The following is a 17937-nucleotide window of genomic DNA, read 5'->3' as shown; positions in this document are numbered from 1 at the left end:
TGCAAGCCGCAGGGCCGGCCTGGCGCCTTGCTTCGCTCGCGATCGCCCTCGGCGTGCTTGCGCCGGTGCTCGTGCTCGCCTGGCTGGCGCTCGGCGCCGGGCTCGCGCAATGGGGCCCGCTGTTCGCGCACGTGCTGCCGCAGGCCGCGCTCAACACGGCCTTGCTGCTGGCTGGCGTGGGCGCGCTGGTGCTGGTGATCGGCACCGGCTGCGCGTGGCTGGTCACGGCCTGCGACTTTCCGGGCCGGCGCGTCCTGCACTGGGCGCTGCTGCTGCCGCTCGCGATGCCGACCTACATCGTCGCCTTCGCCTACCTCGACCTGCTGCATCCGATCGGCCCGGTGCAGGGCGCGATCCGCTGGATGCTGGGCTTCGACAGTCCGCGGCAGTTCCGCCTGCCCGACCTGCGCTCGATGGCGGGCGCGATCTTCGTGCTCGGCTTCGTGCTGTATCCCTACGTCTACATGACCGCGCGCGCGATGTTCATGACGCAGCCCGCGCATCTGCTGGAGGCCGCGCGCACGCTCGGTGAAAGCGGCCGGGGGGCGTTCTTCCGCGTGGCGCTGCCGCTCGCGCGGCCCGCGCTCGCGGTGGGCCTAAGCCTGGCGCTGCTCGAAACGCTCAACGACATCGGCGCCTCCGAATTCCTCGGCGTGAACACGCTGACGGTGGCGGTCTACACCACCTGGATCACGCGCTCCGACCTCGCGGGCGCGGCCCAGATCGCCTGCGCCATGCTGGTCGTGGTGGTGGCGCTGGTCTGGCTCGAACGCAACGGCCGCCGGCACCAGCGCTTCGGCTCGGCACAGCGCATGCGCGCGATGCAGCCGCGGCGGCTGCACGGCGCCGCCGGCTGGCTCGCGACCGTGGCCGCTTCGCTGCCTGTGATCCTCGGCTTCGTCGCGCCGGCGCTCTACCTGCTCTGGGAAAGCGCCAAGCGGCTGCGCCAGGGCGGCGGCATCTCGCACGGTCTGCTCGCGAGCCTCGGCAACACGATCACGCTCGCGGCCGGTGTGACGGTGGTCGCCGTGGCGGCCGGCCTCGTGGTCGCCTGGGCCACGCGCAGCCAGGGCAGCCATCCCAACCGCGCACGCTGGCAGGCGCGGCTGGCCTCGCTGGGCTATGCGCTGCCGGGCACGGTGCTGGCGATCGGCCTGCTCACGCCGGCGCTCGCCTTCGACGCGGCGCTCGCGGGGCTGCTCGGCCTGCAGGGCCTGCCGCTGATGGCGGCGGGCGTGGTGCTGGTGGTGGCCTGCGCGATCCGCTTTCTCGCGATGCCGGTGGGCGGCATCGAGGCCGGGCTCGCGCGCATTCCGCCCGCCATCGAGCAGGCCGCGCGCCTGCTCGGCGAGACCACCGGCGGCACGCTGCGGCGCGTGCACCTGCCGCTGCTGCAGCCCGCCATCGCCACCGGCGCGCTGCTGGTGTTCGTCGACGCGATGAAGGAACTGCCCGCGACGCTGCTGCTGCGCCCCGCCAATTTCGACACGCTGGCCACCTGGCTCTACGCGGAGGCCGCACGCGGCACCTACGAGGAAGGCGCGATCGCCGCGCTCGCGATCGTGGCCGCGGGCCTGCTGCCCGTGGTGCTGCTGGCGCGCCATCAACTCGGCACGCCCTCGGCGCTGCCGCCGACCGACAAGACATGAGCGTTCCCCTCTTCATCGATGCGATCACGCTCGGCTACGACACGCCGCGCGGCCGCCTGCACACCGTGGTGAGCGACTTCTCGCTCACGCTGCCCGCGGGCGAGATCGCCTGCCTGTTCGGCCCCTCGGGCTGCGGCAAGACTACGGTGCTGCGCGCGATCGCGGGCTTCGAGCCGCTGCGCGCGGGCAGCATCCGGCTCGGCGAGGTGCTGCTGTCCTCGACCGAACGGCACCTGCCGCCCGAGGAGCGTCACGTGGGCATGATGTTCCAGGAGTACGCGCTGTTCCCGCATCTGTCGGCCGGCCGCAACGTGGCCTTCGGGCTGCGGCGCCTGCCGCGCACCGAGCAGCAGGCGCGCGTGGCCGAGATGCTCGCGCTCGTGGGTCTGGCCGACGCGGGCGAGCGCTTTCCGCACGAGCTCTCGGGCGGCCAGCAGCAGCGCATCGCGCTGGCACGTGCGCTCGCGCCCTCGCCCGCGCTGCTGCTGCTCGACGAGCCGTTCTCGAACCTCGACGGCCGCACGCGCGAGCGCCTGACGCAGGAGGTGCGCGGCATCCTCCAGCGCGCGGGGCAGACCGCGATCCTCGTCACCCACAACGAGGCCGAAGCGCATGCGATGGCCGACCGCACCGGCGTGATGCACGGCGGGCGCATCACGCACTGGCTCGAGCGGGGCGCCGTTTGACGCGCGCCTAGCACAAGCGGCCCGTTCGGCGAATGGGCTTTTCGGGAAAAGGTTGTTCGGCGCCGGAAGAATCGGCCGCCTGTTCATTCCTTCGCCACGACACCATGCCGACCCCATCGCTCACCCTCGTCAGCCACCTGCTGTGCCCCTACGTCCAGCGCGCCGCGATCGCGCTGGCCGAGAAGAACGTGCCCTTCGAACGCGTGGTGATCGACCTCGCGGACAAGCCCCAATGGTTCCTCGACATCTCGCCGCTCGGCAAGGTGCCGCTGCTGCGCCTGGCGCGGCCCGACGGCAGCGAAGCCGTGCTGTTCGAGAGCAACGTGATCTGCGAGTACCTCGAGGAAACGCAGCCGGGCCCGCGGCTCCACCCCGAAGACCCGCTCACCCGCGCCGAGCACCGCGCGTGGATGGAATTCGGCTCCGCGATCCTCGGCGACCTCTGGGGCTACGAGACCACGCGCGACGCCGAGGTGTTCGCGCAGAAGCGCGCCGCGCTCGCGGCCAAGTTCGAGCGCGTCGAAGCCGCGCTCGGCGCCGGCCCCTATTTCGCGGGCGCCGATTTCAGCCTCGTCGATGCGGTGTTCGCGCCGGTCTTCCGCTACTTCGAGCTGTTCGACCAGATCAGCGATTCCCACATCTTCGATGCCTTGCCCAAGGTGAACGCATGGCGGCGCGCACTCGCCGAGCGGCCCAGCGTGCGCGGCGCGGTCGTGCCCGAATACCCGCAGCACCTGCGCGAGTTCCTGCGCAAGCACGAGGCGCACTTGCTGACGCTGGCCGAGGAACGAAAATAGGTTCTTTCTTCCCCCACGATCACAGGCCCCACGAGATGCGACTTCTCCACACCATGCTGCGCGTCGGCAACCTCCAGCGCTCCATCGACTTCTACACCAAGGTGCTCGGCATGAACCTGCTGCGCACTTCGGAAAACCCCGAGTACAAGTACAGCCTCGCCTTCGTCGGCTACGGCAACGGCAACCCGGACCAGGCCGAGATCGAGCTCACCTACAACTGGGGCACCGAGAGCTACGAGCTCGGCACCGCCTACGGCCACATCGCACTCGGCGTGCCCGATGCCTACGCGGCCTGCGAGAAGATCAAGGCGTCGGGCGGCAACGTCACGCGCGAGGCCGGGCCGGTGAAGGGCGGCACGACGGTGATCGCGTTCGTGACGGACCCGGACGGCTACAAGGTCGAGCTGATCCAGCGCGACGAGGGCGCGGCGGGCGGCGGCCTGCGTTGAGAGAAGTGCCGCGCACGCGCGGCAGCGGCCCTCAGCAGCCCAGCAGATCGGCCAGTTCGCCGATGTCCCGCGCGTGCAGGCTGTTCTCGGGATTCGGCGACACGTCCTTCGGCTGTGCGCGGCCGTGCTCGAACGGGCGTTCGATGTAGGCGGTCTTGAGGCCGCACACGCGCGCGGCGGCCAGGTCGTCGTGGTGCGCGGCCGCGAGCATCACCTGTCCGGGCGTGGCATCGAACACGCCGGCCACGCCGAGGTAGGTGCGCGGGTCGGGCTTGTAGGCCTTGAACACCTCGGCCGAGAGCACGCAGTCCCAGGGCAGGCCAGCGCGCTTGGCCATCTCGGTCAGCAGGCCGATGTTGCCGTTCGACAGCGTGCAGATGGTGAACTTCCTCTTGAGCCGCGTGAGCCCTTCCACCGCGTCGGGCCATGCGGGCAGGCGGTGCCAGGCGCGGCTCAGGTGGCGGCGCGCGGCCATGTCGAGCCGGTCGCTGAGACCGAAGTCCTGCAGCACGTGGTCGAGCATGCTCAGGTGCAGTTCGTCGAGCAGCGTGAAGCCGCCCTCGCCCGCCGCGATGCGTTCCATCACCGCCTTCATCGCTGGCTGGTAGCCGGCGCGCCACGCGAGCGCGAAGCTCGCGCCGTCGACGCCCGGCAGGGCTTGCGCCACCTCGGCGCTGATGCCGCTGTGCCAGTCGACCACGGTGCCGAACACGTCGAACGCGATGACCCGGAGGTCGCTCGCATCGAACGGTGCCGCGCGCATGGTCAGCGCGGCAGCTGGCTCGCGGCGCGTGCCAGCTGCTCGATCTGCGCCCAGTCGCCGTCGCGGATCGCGTCGGTCGGCACGATCCACGAACCGCCCACGCAGGCCACGTTCGACAGCGCGAGGAACTCGGCCGCGTTGCCCGCATGGATGCCGCCCGTCGGGCAGAAGGTGACGTCGCCGAACGGCCCCTGCCAGGCCTTGAGCATCGGCAGGCCGCCGGCCTGCATGGCGGGGAAGAACTTCAGTTCGGTGTAGCCGTCTTCCTGTGCGGTCATGATCTCGCTGCCCGTTGCCACGCCCGGCAGCAGCGGCAGGCCGAGGTCGTGGCAGGCCTTGCCGACGGCGCGCGTGTAGCCCGGGCTCACGCCGAACTTCGCGCCCGCCAGCGCCGAGGCCTGCGCATCGGCCGCGCTGCGGATGGTGCCGGCACCGGCCACGGCCTCGGGCACCTCCTTCGCGATCGCCTCGATGCATTCGAGCGCCTGCGGCGTGCGCAGCGTGACCTCGAGCATGCGGATGCCGCCGGCCACGAGGGCGCGTGCAAGCGGGACCGCGTGCTTCACGTCGTGCAGCACGATCACCGGGATCACCGGCGCGTCGCGCATCACTTGGAGCGCGGTGAGTGGGTTCGTCATAGCCATGTGCAGGCTCCTTCTTCTGCAGTCAATGCATTGCGCCGCATGCCGGCGAACAGTTCGCGTCCGAGCCCGTGGCCGTCGGCGATGCGCTGGGCCTCGGGCAGGGTCGCGGTCTCGCGCTCGGCCCATTCGTCGTCGGGCACCAGCACCCGGAGCGTGCCCGCCACGGCGTCGAGCCGGATCACGTCGCCGTCGCGCACCTTGGCGAGCGGGCCGCCGACCGCGGCCTCGGGCGAGACGTGGATTGCCGCGGGCACCTTGCCCGAGGCGCCGCTCATGCGGCCGTCGGTGACCAGCGCGACGCGGAAGCCCTTGCCCTGCAGCACCGACAGCGGCGGCGTGAGCTTGTGCAGCTCGGGCATGCCGTTGGCCTGCGGGCCCTGCCAGCGCACCACGCAGACCACGTCACGCTCGAGCTCGCCCGCGGTGAAGGCCTTCTGCAGCGCGGCCTGCGAGTCGAAGACGCGCGCGGGCGCTTCGATCACGTGGCGGTCGTCGGGCACCGAAGACACCTTGATCACGCTGCGCCCGAGGTTGCCGTTGAGCAGCTTGAGGCCGCCCGTGGCGCTGAAGGGATTGCCGGCCGGCCGCGCGATGCTCTCGTCCTTCGAGGGCGCAGCGGCATGCCAGACGAGCCGCCCTTCGCCTTCGAGCGAGGGAATGGCTGCGAACTCGCGGATGCCGCCGGCGCGCACGGTCAGCACGTCGGCATGCATGAGACCCGCGTCGAGCAGCTCGCCGATCACGAAGCCCGGGCCGCCCGCGGCCTGGAAGGCGTTCACGTCGGCGCTGCCGTTGGGATAGACGCGCGTGAGCAGCGGCACGATGTCGGAGAGCTGCGAGAAGTCGTCCCAGTCGATCACGATGCCGGCCGAACGCGCCACGGCGACCCAGTGGATCAGGTGGTTGGTCGAGCCGCCCGTGGCGAGCAGCGCCGCCATCGCGTTGACGATGCAGCGCTCGTCGACGATCTCGCCGATCGGCGGGCAGGACCAGGCCGCCACGCCCGGCGCGGCGTCGGGCGCGACCCCGCCCGCCTTGCCGAGCACCGTGCGCACCGCCTCGCGCGTGAGCGTCTCGCGCATCGCCTCGCCGGGCTGGATGAAGGCGCTGCCGGGCACATGCAGGCCCATGGCCTCCAGCAGCATCTGGTTGCTGTTGGCGGTGCCGTAGAAGGTGCAGGTGCCGAGCGTGTGGTAGGCCGCCATCTCGGCCTCGAGCAGGCCCTGCCGCCCGACGAGGCCCTGGGCCGCCTGCTCGCGCACCTTCGACTTCTCGCCGTTCGAGAGGCCCGACGGCATCGGGCCGGCGGGCACGAACACCGTCGGCAGATGCCCGAAGTGCAGCGCGCCGATCAGGAGGCCGGGCACGATCTTGTCGCACACGCCGAGCATCAGCGCCGCATCGAACATGTCGTGCGTGAGCGCCACCGCGGTGCCCATGGCGATCACGTCGCGGCTGAAGAGGCTCAGCTCCATGCCGGGCGTGCCCTGCGTGACGCCGTCGCACATCGCGGGCACGCCGCCGGCCACCTGCGCGGTGGCGCCGAGGCCCCGCGCCTCGTGCTTGACGATGTCGGGATAGCCCTGGTACGGCGCATGGGCCGAAAGCATGTCGTTGTAGGCGGTGACGATGCCGATGTTGGGTGCGCGTTCGGCAACCACGCGGAACTTGTCGCTGGCCGGGATGCCGGCCACCGCGTGCGCGACGTTGGCGCAGCCCATGCGGTCGGCGCCGCGGTCTCGCTGGCGGATCTCGCGCAGGCGCTCGAGGTACGCGCTGCGCGTCCCCCGGCTGCGTTCGCGAATGCGATCGGTGACGTCAAGGACGGTGGGGTGTGTGCTCATGGGGATTTGTTCGGTCGCGCTGCCGGCATGCCGCCACTGTCGCGTCGGCGACGTCCGGCCTGGCATTCAATAGTACCAACATGACGGCATCGAGGCCGATGGAAATCCACCACCCCGGCGATACGGATTTACGCGGCGGGCGCGTCTCAATCAATCCACCAGGCGGACCTCGACCCGGCGCGCCTCGGCGTCGTTGCCCGAGCCGGCCGTGACCGCGGGCTTCTGCAGGTCCACCTTGGAGGCCGGCACGCCCAGGCCCACGAGCACGTCGCGCACGGTGTCGGCGCGCTGCTTCGCGAGCTGCTCGTTCAGGACCGGGTCGCCCGTGGTGTCGTGGAAGCCCGAGACCACCGCCCGGCGGCCGCTCTCCACGCCCTTGATGACCGCCGCCAGCGCCTCGGCCGCACGCGGCGCGAGGTCGGCGCTGCCGGTGGCGAAGTAGAAGTTCACCACCCCGTCGGCGACGCGGATGCTCGCGCCGTCGGGAATCACCACGGTGACCGTCTCGGTCACTTCGGCCACGCTGGTGGTCGTGGCGGGCGCCGCGGCCGGCGCCGCCGCCGCCGCGGGCCTGGCGCCGGCGGGGACCGCGCGCGCGCCCTGGTGCCAGAACGCGATGCCGACCACGAAGAGGATGACCAGCGCGATCAGGGCCACGAGGAATCCGAGTACGAAATTCTGCTGCTGGTCGTGGTCGCTCATGGGGGAACGTTCTCCGTGGGAAAGAGGCGAAAGAGGCCGGTGAATAATGGTGCGGTGAACCATGATCGCGAAATTGTAGGCGCCGCCCCCCCGGGCCCCGTGTCGGACCCGGGCCCGCCCGGACTGGATCCGATGCCCCGTCCGCTGCGCGACCCGCAGCCCATGCTGGCGCAGGCCATCGCCGACTGGGGCGGCCGAGACGACCTCTGGCTCTTCGGCTACGGCTCGCTGATCTGGCGGCCGGAGTTCGACTTCGCCGAGCGGCGGCCGGCCTGGGTGCACGGCTGGCACCGCGCGCTGAAGATGTGGAGCCGCGTGAACCGCGGCAGCGTGCAGACGCCCGGCCTGGTCTTCGGCCTGCTCTCGGGCGGCAGCTGCCGTGGCATGGTGTTCCGCGTGCCGGCGCACCAGGGGCTGGAAACGCTGCGCAGGCTGTGGCTGCGCGAGATGCCGACCGGCGTTTACGACCCCAAGTGGCTGCGCTGCAACACGCCCGAAGGCCCGGTGCGCGCGCTGGCCTTCACGCTCTCGCGCCGCAGCCCCAACTTCACGGGCGAGCTCAGCGACGAGCGCTATCGCCACATCTTCACGCATGCCGTGGGCCGCTACGGCAGCTCGCTCGACTACGCGCGCCAGACGCTGCTCGAGCTGCGCCGGCATTCGATCCACGACGCCGCGCTGGCACGGCTGGTGGCGCTGGCCCAGGAGGCGCAGGCGCAGTCCGAGGCCCCGGCCGATTGCGGGACGCCGCCGGCTACGGTATACGTTCCGGGGTCTGCGGACACAAAGAACGACAACCCTTCCCCCCAGCCCTCCTCCGGATCGTCCAAGGAAAACACATGAACCAACGTCTTTTCATCGCCACCGGCACCGCCCTTCTCGCCAGCGCCCTGCTCTCGGCCTGCGGCAGCATGATGGGCGGCAAGCCGCAGGCGGCCGCCGAGCTGACGCCCACCGCGGCGATCTCGCCCAACCCCACGCGCGGCACGGTGACCTTCACCGCGCTGGAGCACGGCGTGCGCGTGGCCGGCGAAGTGCGCGGCCTCGCGCCCGGCAGCGAGCACGGGTTCCACATCCACGAAAAGGGCGACTGCGGCGACAACGGCAACGCCTCGGGCGGACACTTCAATCCCGCAGGCGGCACGCACGGCAAGTTCGCGGCGCCCGGCAGCCATGCGGGCGAGCTGCCGAGCCTGGTGGCCGACGCCAACGGCGTGGCGCGCTTCAGCGTCGACAACCATGCGATCTCGCTGACCGAAGGCGCGACCAACAACGTGGTCGGCCGCGCGCTCGTGGTGCACCGCGACCGCGACGACTTCACGACCCAGCCGGCCGGCAACTCGGGCCCGCGCACCGCCTGCGCGGTGATCACGCGGCGCTGATCCGCGCCTGCCAGAGCGCCTCGGCGCGCGCGAGCGCGTCGGGCGTGTCGACGTCGGTGACGATGCCCTCGTCGTCCACCGCGAGCTCGACCACCGCGTCGGCGGTGCGCAGCGCCTTCAGTACCGACGCGGCACCCGCGGCCCCCTGCAGCGCGGCGAGCTGCGCCCCGCTCGCGGCAGCGAATCCGACCGGATGGCCGCGCTCGCCGCGGTAGTTCGGCTGCACCGCACCCACACCCACACCCGCATCGCGGCGCGTCAGCGCATCCGCCACGCTGCGCAGCGTCTGCGGCCGCACCAGCGGCAGGTCGCCCGGCAGGATCAGCCAGCCCGCGGCATCGCGCGTGGCGCGCACCGCCGCGGCGATCGAATCGCCCATGCCCGGGTGCCCGGCGTCCTCGAGGTGCCATGGCAGGCCGCTCTGGCGCACCGCGTCGAGCGTGCGCTCGAGCATCGGCCGCCCCGCGAGCAGCGCCTGGAGCTTGGGGCCCGTTCCGCCCGCCGCCAGAAAGCGCTCGCCGCGGCCCGAGGCCAGCACGATCACCACCGGAGAGGCCGTCGCATTCGTCGTCGTTGCCATGCGCCGAGTATCCATGCGCGCACCGCTTGCGGCGGCACATGCGCAACAATGCCGCCATGACTGCCCCCCTCACCAACGAAAGCCTGGCGGCGCTGCGCAAGAGCTACGAGCGCGCCGAACTCGACGAGACCCACAGCGCGGAGGATCCGCTGAAGCAGTTCGAGCGCTGGCTCGGCGAAGCCATCGACGCGAAGGTGCCCGAACCCAACGCGATGACGCTCAGCACCGTGGGCGGCGACCTGCGGCCGTCGAGCCGCATCGTGCTCATCAAGGGCTACGACGCGCGCGGCATCGTCTGGTACACCAACTACGAAAGCCGCAAGGGCCGCGAGCTCGCGGGCAATCCCTATGCGGCGCTGCAGTTCCACTGGGTCGAGCTCGAGCGCGTGGTCCGCATCGAGGGCCGGGTCGAGAAGGCCGGCGCGGAGGAAAGCGACGCCTACTTCGCGAGCCGGCCGCTCGATTCGCGCATCGGCGCCTGGGCCAGCCCGCAGAGCGAGGTCATCAGCGGCCGCGACGTGCTGGTGAAGAACGCCGCGCTGGCCGCCGCGAAGCACATGCTCTCGCCGCCGCGCCCGCCGCACTGGGGCGGCTTCCGGCTGGTGCCCGACCGCTGGGAGTTCTGGCAGGGCCGCAAGAGCCGGCTGCACGACCGGCTGCGCTACCGGCTCGAGGATGGCAAATGGGTGCGCGAGCGCCTCGCTCCCTGAGCCGGCTCAGGCCTCGCAGCCTGCGACCTTGAACTCGACCCGGCGGTCCAGCGCATCGCTCGCGTCGTCGGCGCCGGTGCCCACGATGTTCTCGCGAAAGCCCATGCCCGATTCGCGCAGCTTCTTCGCGAGCGGCGGCGCCTCGCTCGCGAGCCGGTTCTTCACGTAGACCGCGCGCTGCAGCGACAGGCGCTCGTTCACCGCCTCGGAGCCGGTGCGGCTCGTGTGGCCGGTGACGACCACGCAGGCATCGATCTGTGCCGCCTGGCGCGCGATCTGCCGCAGCCACATCGGATAGGCGGCGCTGATCTTCGGGTCGGCCATGAAGTCGGTCGAGCCGGGCTTGAACAGGAACTTCACGCTGAGGTTGTTGGTTTCGAGCCCGAGCCGCGCCAGCGTGCCGAAGGTCTTCTCCGCATCGGCGCTGCGCCCGAGCTGCGCCTGCGTGAGGTAGAGCCCGCTGTAGATGCGCAGCTGCTGGCCGTCGGGCCGGCGCGCGGCGGCCTCGTAGCGGCTGAGCGCCTCGCTCATGCGGCCGGCCTCGTAGGCCGCCGTGGCTTCCTGCAGCACGGTCGAGGTCGGCAGGCGTTCGAGGTACAGGGCATCGGCCGCCTGGCCCGGCTGCGTCTCGGCGGTGCGGATGTAGCCTTCCACGCCGCGGTCCTTGCCGTTCACCGGGCTGTCGCGGAAGAAGGCCGTGGGCCGCGTGTCGAGGCTGGCGTCGCTGATGCGCGCCACCGACTGCGCGACCACCACGCCGCTCCTGATCTCGGTCAGCGCGAGGTTCAGGCGATAGCGCCCCTCGGTCGCGTCCTTGTCGCGCACCAGCGTGCCGTTGAGCACGTACTGGGCGCGCTCGATCTCGTCCTTGTTGAAGGGCGTGACGACGAACTGCCTGAACTGCGACTGCATGCGCTGCACGATGCGCTGTTCGGCCACGCGCGTCACCTCGGTCTGCTGGCCGCTCGAGCCTTCGAGCAGCGGATCGATCACGATGCGGCTCTGCTTGATCGACGACTCCACCTTGGCCAGGAAGGCCGGCAGCTTCTGCGTCTGCACGATCAGGTCGTCCACGGCCTGGTTCACGGCCTGCTCGAACGGCATGGCATTGCCGGGCGCGGGCCGATGCGCGCAGGCGGCGCACAGCAGCACCACGGCGCCGAGCGCTAAGGCGCGCAGCGCCGTCCGGATCGGATGCGGGGTCTTCATCATCAGCATTGGCTCCTCAAGATCTTCATGTCCTCGTCCGACAACGGCTCACCCACCGCTGCGCGCATGTTGATGTCGGTGCAGCGCTTCGAGGGCGGCGGCCTCTTCGCGACTTCCACCGGCGGCGGCGCTGGCGGCGGCGGCGTCGCGACCGCCGCCGTGGCCGGCGGATGCTGCTGCGGCCGGGGCCGCGGCGCGGGCTTCGGCGCCGGCGCGGCCTGCGCGGGCTTCTCGGGCTGCACGTCGGCCGAAAGGCACGGCGTCCGGCACGGCTTGGCCTGGGCTGCGGCCGGCGGGGCGGCACCGCACAGCGCGATCACCATCGCGATCGACGCCATGGCGGAAAACGGCGAGGACCGCGCCTGGTGATTCATCATCAGCGCAGAAATGTAAGACCGCATGCGCCGCCTGCCATCCCGCCAAACGGCCGACCCGGCCGAATGGCATAGGCGCCGCGCAGCGCGTCCTTTTATGTGCGGCGGACGTTCAGGGCAGCCACTGCACCAGCGTCATCACGAGCGTGAGCGTGGCGAGCGCGAGCACGGTCGACATCGCGACGCTGGCGGTCACCAGGTCCTCGCAGGTGCGATAGCGCTGCGAGAAGAGGAACACGTTGGCGCCGATCGGCAGGGCCGCCGCGACCACCATCACGGTGAGCGGAATGCCGCGCACGCCGAGCAGCAGCCCGATGCCGGCCACCAGCAGCGGATGCAGCAGGTTCTTCACCAGCGCCTGCACCAGCGCGCCGCGCCAGTGGCGGCCGATCGGCGTCAGCGCCACCGTGATGCCCACCATCACCAGCGCCACCGGCCCGAAGGCCTGGCCGAGCAGCTGGATCGGCTTGTCGATGGCCTCGGGCAGCGCGAGCCCCGTCTGCGCGAACAGCAGCCCCGCGATGATCGGCATCGGCACCGGATGGATGATCGCGTTGCGCAGCGCGCGCAGCACCGTGCCCGCCATCGGGCGCTTCGCGGCGCCGCTGTGCGCGGCCTGCTCGCGCGCCACGGCCAGTTCGAGCACCACGGTGGCGCTGGTCAGGAGCACCAGCGAATGCAGCGAGATCAGCGTGAGCAGCACCACCATGTCCTGCCCGCCGTAGGCCAGGCCCACGAGCGCGATGCCGATCATCACGGTGTTGCTGTAGGTGTTGGCAAGCGCGAGCACCGCGCCCGGTCGGTTGAAGCCGCGCAGCGCGAGCGTGCCCGCGAACAGCAGGCCCGAGGCGATGAAGTACGCCGCCACCGGCTTCAGGCTCAGTTCCTCCACGCGCACCGTGCTCATCGCGCGGAACAGCAGCGCCGGCGCGAGCAGCAGGAAGATCAGGTTGGAGAGGTCCTTCACGGCCGCGCCGCCGATCCAGCGGCGCCGGCCTGCCAGGTAGCCCGCCGCGATCAGCAGCACCACCGGCAGGAGCGAGGAGATGACGAAGGATTTCACCGGGCGAGGATAGCCGAGCGCCCGCCCGGTGCCCGCGCGGTCAGAAGGTCACGCGCAGACCCACCTTCAGCGTGCGGCCCGGCAGCGGCGCGGCCGGATAGACCGTCGTGGTCAGGATCGAGGTCGGGCTGTAGGCGAGCTTGTTCGTGATGTTGTCGATGCGCGCATACCAGGTCAGGTTGGCGCGCTGCACCTTCATGCGGTAGGCGATCGAGGCGTTCCACAGCGTGTACGCATCGGTCTCTCGCGCGCCGACGCTCGGCACGCGGCGCTGGGCGGCGTTGTAGTCGAAGCCGAAGCGCGCGCTCCACGGGCCGTTGCCGTAGGCCAGCGTGGCGCCCACGCGCAGCGGTGCGATGCGCGGCAGCGGCTCGCCGGTGTCGAGGTTCTTCGCGCGCACGATGTCGCCGCGCCATTCGAGGTCGAGCGTGCCCGCGTCGCTCATGCGCGCGAAGCCGTCGGTGCCGAGCAGGCGCAGGTTGCCGTTGGCTTCGATGCCGGTGAAGCGCGCGCGCACGCCGCCGTAGCGGTACTCGGCCAGCGTGTCGGTCGCCTCGGGGTCGGTCACGACCTCGCCCTCCTCGTCGAGCGTGCGGCCCGAGGCCGTCAGGCCGATGTAGTTGCGAAAGTGCGTGACGTAGGCATTGACGCGTGCGGTGTTGGGGCCCGACTTCCATTGCGCGCCGAGGTCGAAGCCGGTCGACTTCTCCTTCGACAGCGTCGGATCGCCGATTTCCCACGCACCCGTCGCCACGTGCGGACCGTTGGCCAGCAGCTCGTAGTCCTTGGGCGCGCGCTCGGTGTAGGCGAGGTTCGAGGTCAGCTGCCACTGCGGCGACAGGTTGACCAGCGCGCCCAGGGCCGCGCTGTGCGGGTTGAACGTCCGCTCGCCCACGGCGAAGCGCGTCACGCTCGGATCGTCGGGATAGCCGAACGAGGTCACGCGGACCTTCTCGGTGCGCGCGCCGAAGCTCAGCCGCCCCCACGAGGTGCCGAGCTCCTCGTGCAGGAACAGCGCGTCCGAGCGCGTGCGGCTGTGCGGCGCGAAGGCCTCCTCGCCGTCGGCGGCGAAGCGGTTGCGCTCGCTGCTGAAGCCGATCAGGCCCTCGAGGTTGCCGATCCTGCGGTGGCGCGCCTCGATGCGCAGGTCGTTGCCCCAGTTCGAGAAGGTGGTGCCGGGCTCGCGGCCTTCGAATTCGGTGTGGCGGTAGTCCGTGTGGCTCAGCTTGGCGTGGATGCTCGTGAAGAAGCCGCCCGGGCGCCACTCGCCCTCGATCGCGTAGCGGTCGGACTTCATGCCGATGCTCACGTCGTCTTCGGCCACCGTGCCGTAGTTGCTGCGGTAGGTGCTGGCCGAGGCGCCGATCCAACCCTGGTCGAAGAACAGCGTGCCGCCGAGCGCGCCGCCGTGCGCCTCGTTGGCGGAGTTGCAGATCCGGCGCGCGAGCCAGGGGCGGCCGGGCTTGCTGCATTCGAGGTCGATCGGCACCGAGACGTCCTTCGAATCGCGGCTGAAGGCGTCGACGTGCAGCGCCAGCCGGCCGTTGCCGCCTTCGAGCAGCACGCCGCCGTTCTTCTCCTTGTTGCCGGTCGAATAGCCGAAGTCGGCGCGGCCGCCGAAGCCGTCGATCGGCTCGGTCGGGATGCGGTTGTCGATCACGTTGACCACGCCGCCGACGGCGCTGCCGCCGTACTGCAGCGCCGACGGTCCGCGCAGCACCTCCACGCGCTCGGTGACCAGCGCATCCACCGGCACGGCATGGTCGTAGCTCAGCGATGACACATCGGACAGTCCGCCGCCGTTCTGCAGGATGCGGATGCGGTCGCCGTCGAGGCCGCGGATGATCGGACGGCTCGCGTTCGGGCCGAAGTAGCTGCTGCTCACGCCGGGCAGCCTGTCGAGCGTTTCGCCGAGCGTCGATTCGGAACGCATCAGCAGCCGGTCGCCCGACAGCGTGGTGGTGGGCGCGATGAGATCGCTGGCGCCGAGCGGATTGCCGGTCACCGCGATCTCGGGCAGGGAGGCCGCGGACGCGGCGGCGGGCTGCACCGCGGGTGCGGGCGACGGGGTCTGGGCCATGCCCGCGAGCGGGGCGAGCGAAAGAACGGCAGCGCCGATGGCGTTGCGACGGAAGTGGGGAATCATGATGAACACTCGTTGAACCAAGGGGGCGACCGGCCGCCCCGCGCCTTCGCGCGAGCGGCCGTCGAACACGGGGGATTCAGCGAGTGGAAGGCGGGCCGCGCGCGTCGAACAGCGCCACCCAGCGCGCCAGCGCCTCTCCCTGCAGGTAGGCGAAGGTGGCCGAGGGCAGCAGCACCGGCAGCACCACCATGGGCACGCCCAGGGCGCCCGCGCCGTGCGAGAGCTGGTCGTAGAGCCGGCAGTCCGCGTCGGAGTGGCTGCCGAACAGGCCGGCGATGCCGCCATGCGACGCATGCCCATGCGCGTCGCCGTGGTGCGCCGCAGGCACCGTGGCCGCGGCCTGCGCCAGCCCGTGCACGTGGACCGACCGGTGCATCAGCCCGAGCGTGCCCGCGAACCACAGCGCCACCACCAGCAGGGCGGCGAGCAGGCGCACCGGCAAGGCCGGGCGCTGGGCGAGGGAACGGGCGAGTTGCACGGCAGCGAAGCGGGTGAGCTCAGGCCTTCACGCGCGAGGCGAAGGTCTTCTGGAACTTCTCGACCTTCGGCCCGACGACGAAGGCGCAGTAGCCCTGGTTCGGGTTGTTCAGGAAGTAGTCCTGGTGGTAGGCCTCGGCGGTCGAGTAGTTGGCGAGCGGCGCCACCTCGGTCACGACCGGGTCGCGGTAGGTCTTGCTCGCTTCGATCTCGCGGATGACCTCTTCGGCCACCTGCTTCTGCGCTTCGCCCGTGTAGTAGATGCCGCTGCGGTACTGGGTGCCGACGTCGTTGCCCTGGCGGTTCAGTGTCGTGGGGTCGTGCACCACGAAGAAGATCTCCAGGATCTGGCGCAGGCCGATGACCGCCGGGTCGAAACTCACTTTCACCACCTCCGCATGGCCGGTGCGGCCGGTGCAGACCTGTTCGTAGGTCGGCTTCACCACCTGGCCGTTGCTGTAGCCCGACTCCACGTCGACCACTCCCTGCACGCGGTCGAACACGGCTTCGGTGCACCAGAAGCAGCCGCCGCCGAGCACGATGCTCTCGGTGGACGCGGACGAGGAAGAAGACGCATTCATGTGTTGGTACTCCCGTGATGGAAAGCGAGCCCGATATTGTCGCGGCTTGACGGGCCCGGCGCCGTTCACTACATTACTAACCCGCGAGTCATTAATCTCATGCCAACGCCCCGCTTCCTTGCCGACAAGATCTGTCCGGTGCGCGCCAAACGCGAGCGCCGCAAGGAAGCGCGCCCGGGCGAACTGCTGGCAGCCGCGCTCGACCTGTTCGTCGAGAAAGGCTTCGCCGCCACGCGCTCGGAGGAAGTCGCGGCGCGCGCGGGGGTGTCCAAGGGCACCCTCTTCCTCTATTTCCCGAGCAAGGAAGAGCTCTTCAAGGCCGTGGTGGTCGAGAACCTCAGCGGCCGCTTCTCGGAGTGGAACCAGGAGTTCGAGGCTTTCGAGGGCACCACCGCCGACATGCTGCGCTACTGCATGCGCGTCTGGTGGGAGCGCGTGGGCATGACCAAGGCCTCGGGGCTGACCAAGCTCATGATGAGCGAAGGCGCCAATTTTCCCGAACTGGCCGAGTTCTACCGCCAGGAGGTGGTCCGGCCGGGCCACCAGCTGCTGCGGCGCATCCTGCAGCGCGGCGTCGACAGCGGCGAGTTCGCGCCGGTCGACGTCGACCACGCGATCTATGCCGTGGTCGCGCCCATGCTCTTCCTCATGCTCTGGAAGCACTCGGCCATGATCTGCGTCGACGGCGAGGCGGCCCTCGATCCCGAGAAATTCATTGCCACCCAGGCCGAGACCGTGCTCCACGGCCTCACCCGGCGGACCGGCCCGGCGCCCACCTAGAATTGAAGGTTTGTCCCGAGCCCCTCCAGAGCCTCCCAAGGAAAAGCCCTCCATGAATCCCACCCCCAACCTCGAGCGCTTGCGCTTCAACATGATCGAACAGCAGATCCGGCCCTGGGATGTGCTGGACCTGGAAATCCTCGACCTGCTGGCCGCCATCCGGCGCGAGGACTACGTGCCGCCCGCGCACCGCGGGCTGGCCTTCTTCGACATGGAGATTCCGCTCGGCGACGGCAGCGTGCCGGGCCAGGTGATGCTCTCGCCCAAGGTCGAGGCGCGCATGCTGCAGGACCTGCACGTGCAGAAGCACGAGTCCGTGCTCGAGATCGGCACCGGCTCCGGCTTCATGGCCGCCCTGCTCGCGCACCGCGCGGCCCAGGTGCTCACGCTCGAGATCGATCCGGTGCTCGCCGCCCGCGCCGCCGAGACGCTGCGCCAGAACGGCGTGGGCAACGTCGAGGTGCGCTGCGCCGACGGGGCGGTGCCGCTGCCGAGCGGCCCGAGCTTCGACGTGATCGTGCTCAGCGGCTCGGTCGCGCGCATTCCGCAGAACCTGCTCGGCTCGCTCAAGGTCGGCGGCCGACTCGCCGCCATCGTGGGCGAGGAGCCGATGATGCGCGCCCACTTCGTCACCCGCACCAGCGAAAGCAAGTGGGACACGATCCAGCCCTGGGACACCGTGGCGCCGCGCCTGCTGAATTTCCCCGAGCCCTCGCGCTTCTCCTTCTGAACGGCCCCAGGATGATCGATCAAGTCCGCCCCGCCGAGCTGGCCGCCTGGTTCGCGCAGAACCCCGATGCGCCGGCCGTGCTGCTCGACGTGCGCGAGCCCTGGGAGCTGCAGACCGCGAGCGTCGTGCCGCAGGGCTTCACGCTGGTCGCGATCCCGATGAACGAGATCCCGGCGCGGCTCTCCGAACTCGGCGAGGACCAGCGCATCGCCTGCCTGTGCCACCACGGCGCGCGCAGCCAGCGCGTGGCAGCCTTCCTGAGCCAGAACGGCTTTGCCGAGCTGGCCAACGTGGCCGGCGGCATCGACGCCTGGTCGGCCCAGCACGATCCCTCGGTGCCCAGGTACTGAGGGCGGCCCGCGAAGAATCTC

The 17937-nt window shown here is 70.8% G+C and carries 21 protein-coding genes; 11 read left to right on the top strand and 10 right to left on the bottom strand.

Going from position 1 to position 17937, the window contains the following annotated elements; genetic code table 11:
• The first annotated feature begins 41 nt into the window (after positions 1–41).
• The 4 genes from M2165_RS17255 to gloA all read left to right on the top strand — a co-directional run bounded on the left by M2165_RS17255 (position 42) and on the right by gloA (position 3581).
• Entirely contained in the window at positions 42–1649 is a 1608-nt protein-coding gene (locus M2165_RS17255; RefSeq protein ID WP_280817564.1) for an iron ABC transporter permease, read from the top strand.
• Positions 1646–2335, top strand: a complete 690-nt coding sequence (locus M2165_RS17250) for an ABC transporter ATP-binding protein (RefSeq protein ID WP_280815812.1) — start codon at positions 1646–1648, stop codon at positions 2333–2335. The genes M2165_RS17255 and M2165_RS17250 overlap by 4 nt, the downstream gene beginning before the upstream one ends.
• Before the next feature lie 104 nt (positions 2336–2439).
• A complete protein-coding gene (locus M2165_RS17245) occupies positions 2440–3132 on the top strand; it encodes a glutathione S-transferase family protein (RefSeq protein ID WP_280815811.1) in 693 nt (230 codons plus the stop codon).
• A gap of 35 nt (positions 3133–3167) precedes the next feature.
• The gene (gene gloA / locus M2165_RS17240) at positions 3168–3581 is read left to right on the top strand and encodes a lactoylglutathione lyase (protein WP_280815810.1); all 414 of its coding nucleotides are present in this window, start codon (positions 3168–3170) and stop codon (positions 3579–3581) included.
• A 31-nt stretch (positions 3582–3612) separates the two neighbouring features.
• On the opposite strand, the gene M2165_RS17235 is transcribed toward gloA, so the two are convergent.
• From M2165_RS17235 to M2165_RS17220, 4 genes are all read right to left on the bottom strand, one after another.
• Positions 3613–4344: a haloacid dehalogenase type II gene (locus M2165_RS17235; RefSeq protein WP_280815809.1), complete on the bottom strand. Its 732-nt coding sequence runs from the start codon at positions 4342–4344 to the stop codon at positions 3613–3615.
• Between the two features lie 2 nt (positions 4345–4346).
• On the bottom strand, positions 4347–4988 hold the full coding sequence (gene eda / locus M2165_RS17230; RefSeq protein WP_280815808.1) for a bifunctional 4-hydroxy-2-oxoglutarate aldolase/2-dehydro-3-deoxy-phosphogluconate aldolase: 642 nt from the start codon (positions 4986–4988) through the stop codon (positions 4347–4349).
• Positions 4979–6832: a phosphogluconate dehydratase gene (gene edd / locus M2165_RS17225; protein WP_280815807.1), complete on the bottom strand. Its 1854-nt coding sequence runs from the start codon at positions 6830–6832 to the stop codon at positions 4979–4981. Before edd ends, eda begins: the two co-directional genes overlap by 10 nt.
• 150 nt (positions 6833–6982) lie before the next feature.
• Positions 6983–7534, bottom strand: coding sequence for an OmpA family protein (locus M2165_RS17220; protein ID WP_280815806.1), 552 nt, complete (start codon positions 7532–7534; stop codon positions 6983–6985).
• A 132-nt stretch (positions 7535–7666) separates the two neighbouring features.
• Between M2165_RS17220 and M2165_RS17215 the strand changes: the two genes are divergently transcribed.
• Positions 7667–8377, top strand: coding sequence for a gamma-glutamylcyclotransferase (locus M2165_RS17215; RefSeq protein WP_280815805.1), 711 nt, complete (start codon positions 7667–7669; stop codon positions 8375–8377).
• Positions 8374–8916 carry a superoxide dismutase family protein gene (locus M2165_RS17210; protein ID WP_280815804.1) on the top strand — a complete coding sequence of 181 codons (543 nt, stop codon included), beginning with the start codon at positions 8374–8376 and terminating at the stop codon, positions 8914–8916. The genes M2165_RS17215 and M2165_RS17210 overlap by 4 nt, the downstream gene beginning before the upstream one ends.
• Here M2165_RS17210 and M2165_RS17205 read toward each other — a convergent pair.
• A complete protein-coding gene (locus tag M2165_RS17205) occupies positions 8903–9496 on the bottom strand; it encodes an NTP transferase domain-containing protein (protein ID WP_280815803.1) in 594 nt (197 codons plus the stop codon). The two genes, M2165_RS17210 and M2165_RS17205, sit on opposite strands and share 14 nt — an antisense overlap.
• Before the next feature lie 56 nt (positions 9497–9552).
• Here M2165_RS17205 and pdxH point away from each other — a divergent pair, with 56 nt between their 5' ends.
• Positions 9553–10206: a pyridoxamine 5'-phosphate oxidase gene (pdxH, locus tag M2165_RS17200; protein WP_280815802.1), complete on the top strand. Its 654-nt coding sequence runs from the start codon at positions 9553–9555 to the stop codon at positions 10204–10206.
• Between the two features lie 6 nt (positions 10207–10212).
• On the opposite strand, the gene M2165_RS17195 is transcribed toward pdxH, so the two are convergent.
• Complete coding sequence (locus M2165_RS17195; protein ID WP_280815801.1) at positions 10213–11418, bottom strand: OmpA family protein; 1206 nt, start codon at positions 11416–11418, stop codon at positions 10213–10215.
• Positions 11419–11442: 24 nt separating this feature from the next.
• On the opposite strand from M2165_RS17195, the gene M2165_RS17190 reads away from it, so the two are divergent.
• Positions 11443–11784 carry a hypothetical protein gene (locus M2165_RS17190; protein WP_280815800.1) on the top strand — a complete coding sequence of 114 codons (342 nt, stop codon included), beginning with the start codon at positions 11443–11445 and terminating at the stop codon, positions 11782–11784.
• Between the two features lie 117 nt (positions 11785–11901).
• On the opposite strand, the gene M2165_RS17185 is transcribed toward M2165_RS17190, so the two are convergent.
• The 4 genes from M2165_RS17185 to msrA all read right to left on the bottom strand — a co-directional run bounded on the left by M2165_RS17185 (position 11902) and on the right by msrA (position 16056).
• Positions 11902–12852: an AEC family transporter gene (locus tag M2165_RS17185; RefSeq protein ID WP_280815799.1), complete on the bottom strand. Its 951-nt coding sequence runs from the start codon at positions 12850–12852 to the stop codon at positions 11902–11904.
• Positions 12853–12892: 40 nt separating this feature from the next.
• Positions 12893–14998: a TonB-dependent receptor gene (locus M2165_RS17180; protein ID WP_280815798.1), complete on the bottom strand. Its 2106-nt coding sequence runs from the start codon at positions 14996–14998 to the stop codon at positions 12893–12895.
• Positions 14999–15074: 76 nt separating this feature from the next.
• Positions 15075–15476, bottom strand: coding sequence for a hypothetical protein (locus M2165_RS17175; RefSeq protein WP_280815797.1), 402 nt, complete (start codon positions 15474–15476; stop codon positions 15075–15077).
• Between the two features lie 19 nt (positions 15477–15495).
• A complete protein-coding gene (gene msrA / locus M2165_RS17170; RefSeq protein ID WP_280815796.1) occupies positions 15496–16056 on the bottom strand; it encodes a peptide-methionine (S)-S-oxide reductase MsrA in 561 nt (186 codons plus the stop codon).
• Between the two features lie 99 nt (positions 16057–16155).
• Between msrA and M2165_RS17165 the strand changes: the two genes are divergently transcribed.
• The 3 genes from M2165_RS17165 to M2165_RS17155 are packed head-to-tail and all read left to right on the top strand — an operon-like array spanning position 16156 to position 17916.
• A complete protein-coding gene (locus M2165_RS17165) occupies positions 16156–16836 on the top strand; it encodes a TetR/AcrR family transcriptional regulator (protein WP_280815795.1) in 681 nt (226 codons plus the stop codon).
• 52 nt (positions 16837–16888) lie between these two features.
• A complete protein-coding gene (locus tag M2165_RS17160; RefSeq protein ID WP_280815794.1) occupies positions 16889–17566 on the top strand; it encodes a protein-L-isoaspartate O-methyltransferase in 678 nt (225 codons plus the stop codon).
• An 11-nt stretch (positions 17567–17577) separates the two neighbouring features.
• Positions 17578–17916 (top strand): rhodanese-like domain-containing protein, encoded by a 339-nt coding sequence (locus M2165_RS17155; protein ID WP_280815793.1) that lies wholly within the window; start codon positions 17578–17580, stop codon positions 17914–17916.
• The last annotated feature ends 21 nt before the right edge of the window (positions 17917–17937 follow it).

The sequence above is a fragment of the Variovorax sp. TBS-050B genome, from assembly GCF_029893635.1.
In the GTDB taxonomy this organism is placed as follows: Bacteria; Pseudomonadota; Gammaproteobacteria; order Burkholderiales; family Burkholderiaceae_C; genus Variovorax.
The sequence above is the reverse complement of the archived record's forward strand: the minus strand, read 5'-3'. Positions and strand labels throughout refer to the sequence as shown.

Coding starts and splice junctions, on each gene's coding strand:
- M2165_RS17210 (WP_280815804.1), top strand. CDS start 8,374: ATGAACCAACGTCTTTTCATCGCCACCGGCACCGCCCTTCTCGCCAGC.
- M2165_RS17155 (WP_280815793.1), top strand. CDS start 17,578: ATGATCGATCAAGTCCGCCCCGCCGAGCTGGCCGCCTGGTTCGCGCAG.
- eda (WP_280815808.1), bottom strand. CDS start 4,988: ATGGCTATGACGAACCCACTCACCGCGCTCCAAGTGATGCGCGACGCG.
- M2165_RS17180 (WP_280815798.1), bottom strand. CDS start 14,998: ATGATTCCCCACTTCCGTCGCAACGCCATCGGCGCTGCCGTTCTTTCG.
- gloA (WP_280815810.1), top strand. CDS start 3,168: ATGCGACTTCTCCACACCATGCTGCGCGTCGGCAACCTCCAGCGCTCC.
- M2165_RS17215 (WP_280815805.1), top strand. CDS start 7,667: ATGCCCCGTCCGCTGCGCGACCCGCAGCCCATGCTGGCGCAGGCCATC.
- msrA (WP_280815796.1), bottom strand. CDS start 16,056: ATGAATGCGTCTTCTTCCTCGTCCGCGTCCACCGAGAGCATCGTGCTC.
- M2165_RS17165 (WP_280815795.1), top strand. CDS start 16,156: ATGCCAACGCCCCGCTTCCTTGCCGACAAGATCTGTCCGGTGCGCGCC.
- M2165_RS17235 (WP_280815809.1), bottom strand. CDS start 4,344: ATGCGCGCGGCACCGTTCGATGCGAGCGACCTCCGGGTCATCGCGTTC.
- M2165_RS17190 (WP_280815800.1), top strand. CDS start 11,443: ATGTCCTCGTCCGACAACGGCTCACCCACCGCTGCGCGCATGTTGATG.
- M2165_RS17160 (WP_280815794.1), top strand. CDS start 16,889: ATGAATCCCACCCCCAACCTCGAGCGCTTGCGCTTCAACATGATCGAA.
- edd (WP_280815807.1), bottom strand. CDS start 6,832: ATGAGCACACACCCCACCGTCCTTGACGTCACCGATCGCATTCGCGAA.
- M2165_RS17245 (WP_280815811.1), top strand. CDS start 2,440: ATGCCGACCCCATCGCTCACCCTCGTCAGCCACCTGCTGTGCCCCTAC.
- M2165_RS17195 (WP_280815801.1), bottom strand. CDS start 11,418: ATGATGAAGACCCCGCATCCGATCCGGACGGCGCTGCGCGCCTTAGCG.
- M2165_RS17250 (WP_280815812.1), top strand. CDS start 1,646: ATGAGCGTTCCCCTCTTCATCGATGCGATCACGCTCGGCTACGACACG.
- pdxH (WP_280815802.1), top strand. CDS start 9,553: ATGACTGCCCCCCTCACCAACGAAAGCCTGGCGGCGCTGCGCAAGAGC.
- M2165_RS17205 (WP_280815803.1), bottom strand. CDS start 9,496: ATGGCAACGACGACGAATGCGACGGCCTCTCCGGTGGTGATCGTGCTG.
- M2165_RS17220 (WP_280815806.1), bottom strand. CDS start 7,534: ATGAGCGACCACGACCAGCAGCAGAATTTCGTACTCGGATTCCTCGTG.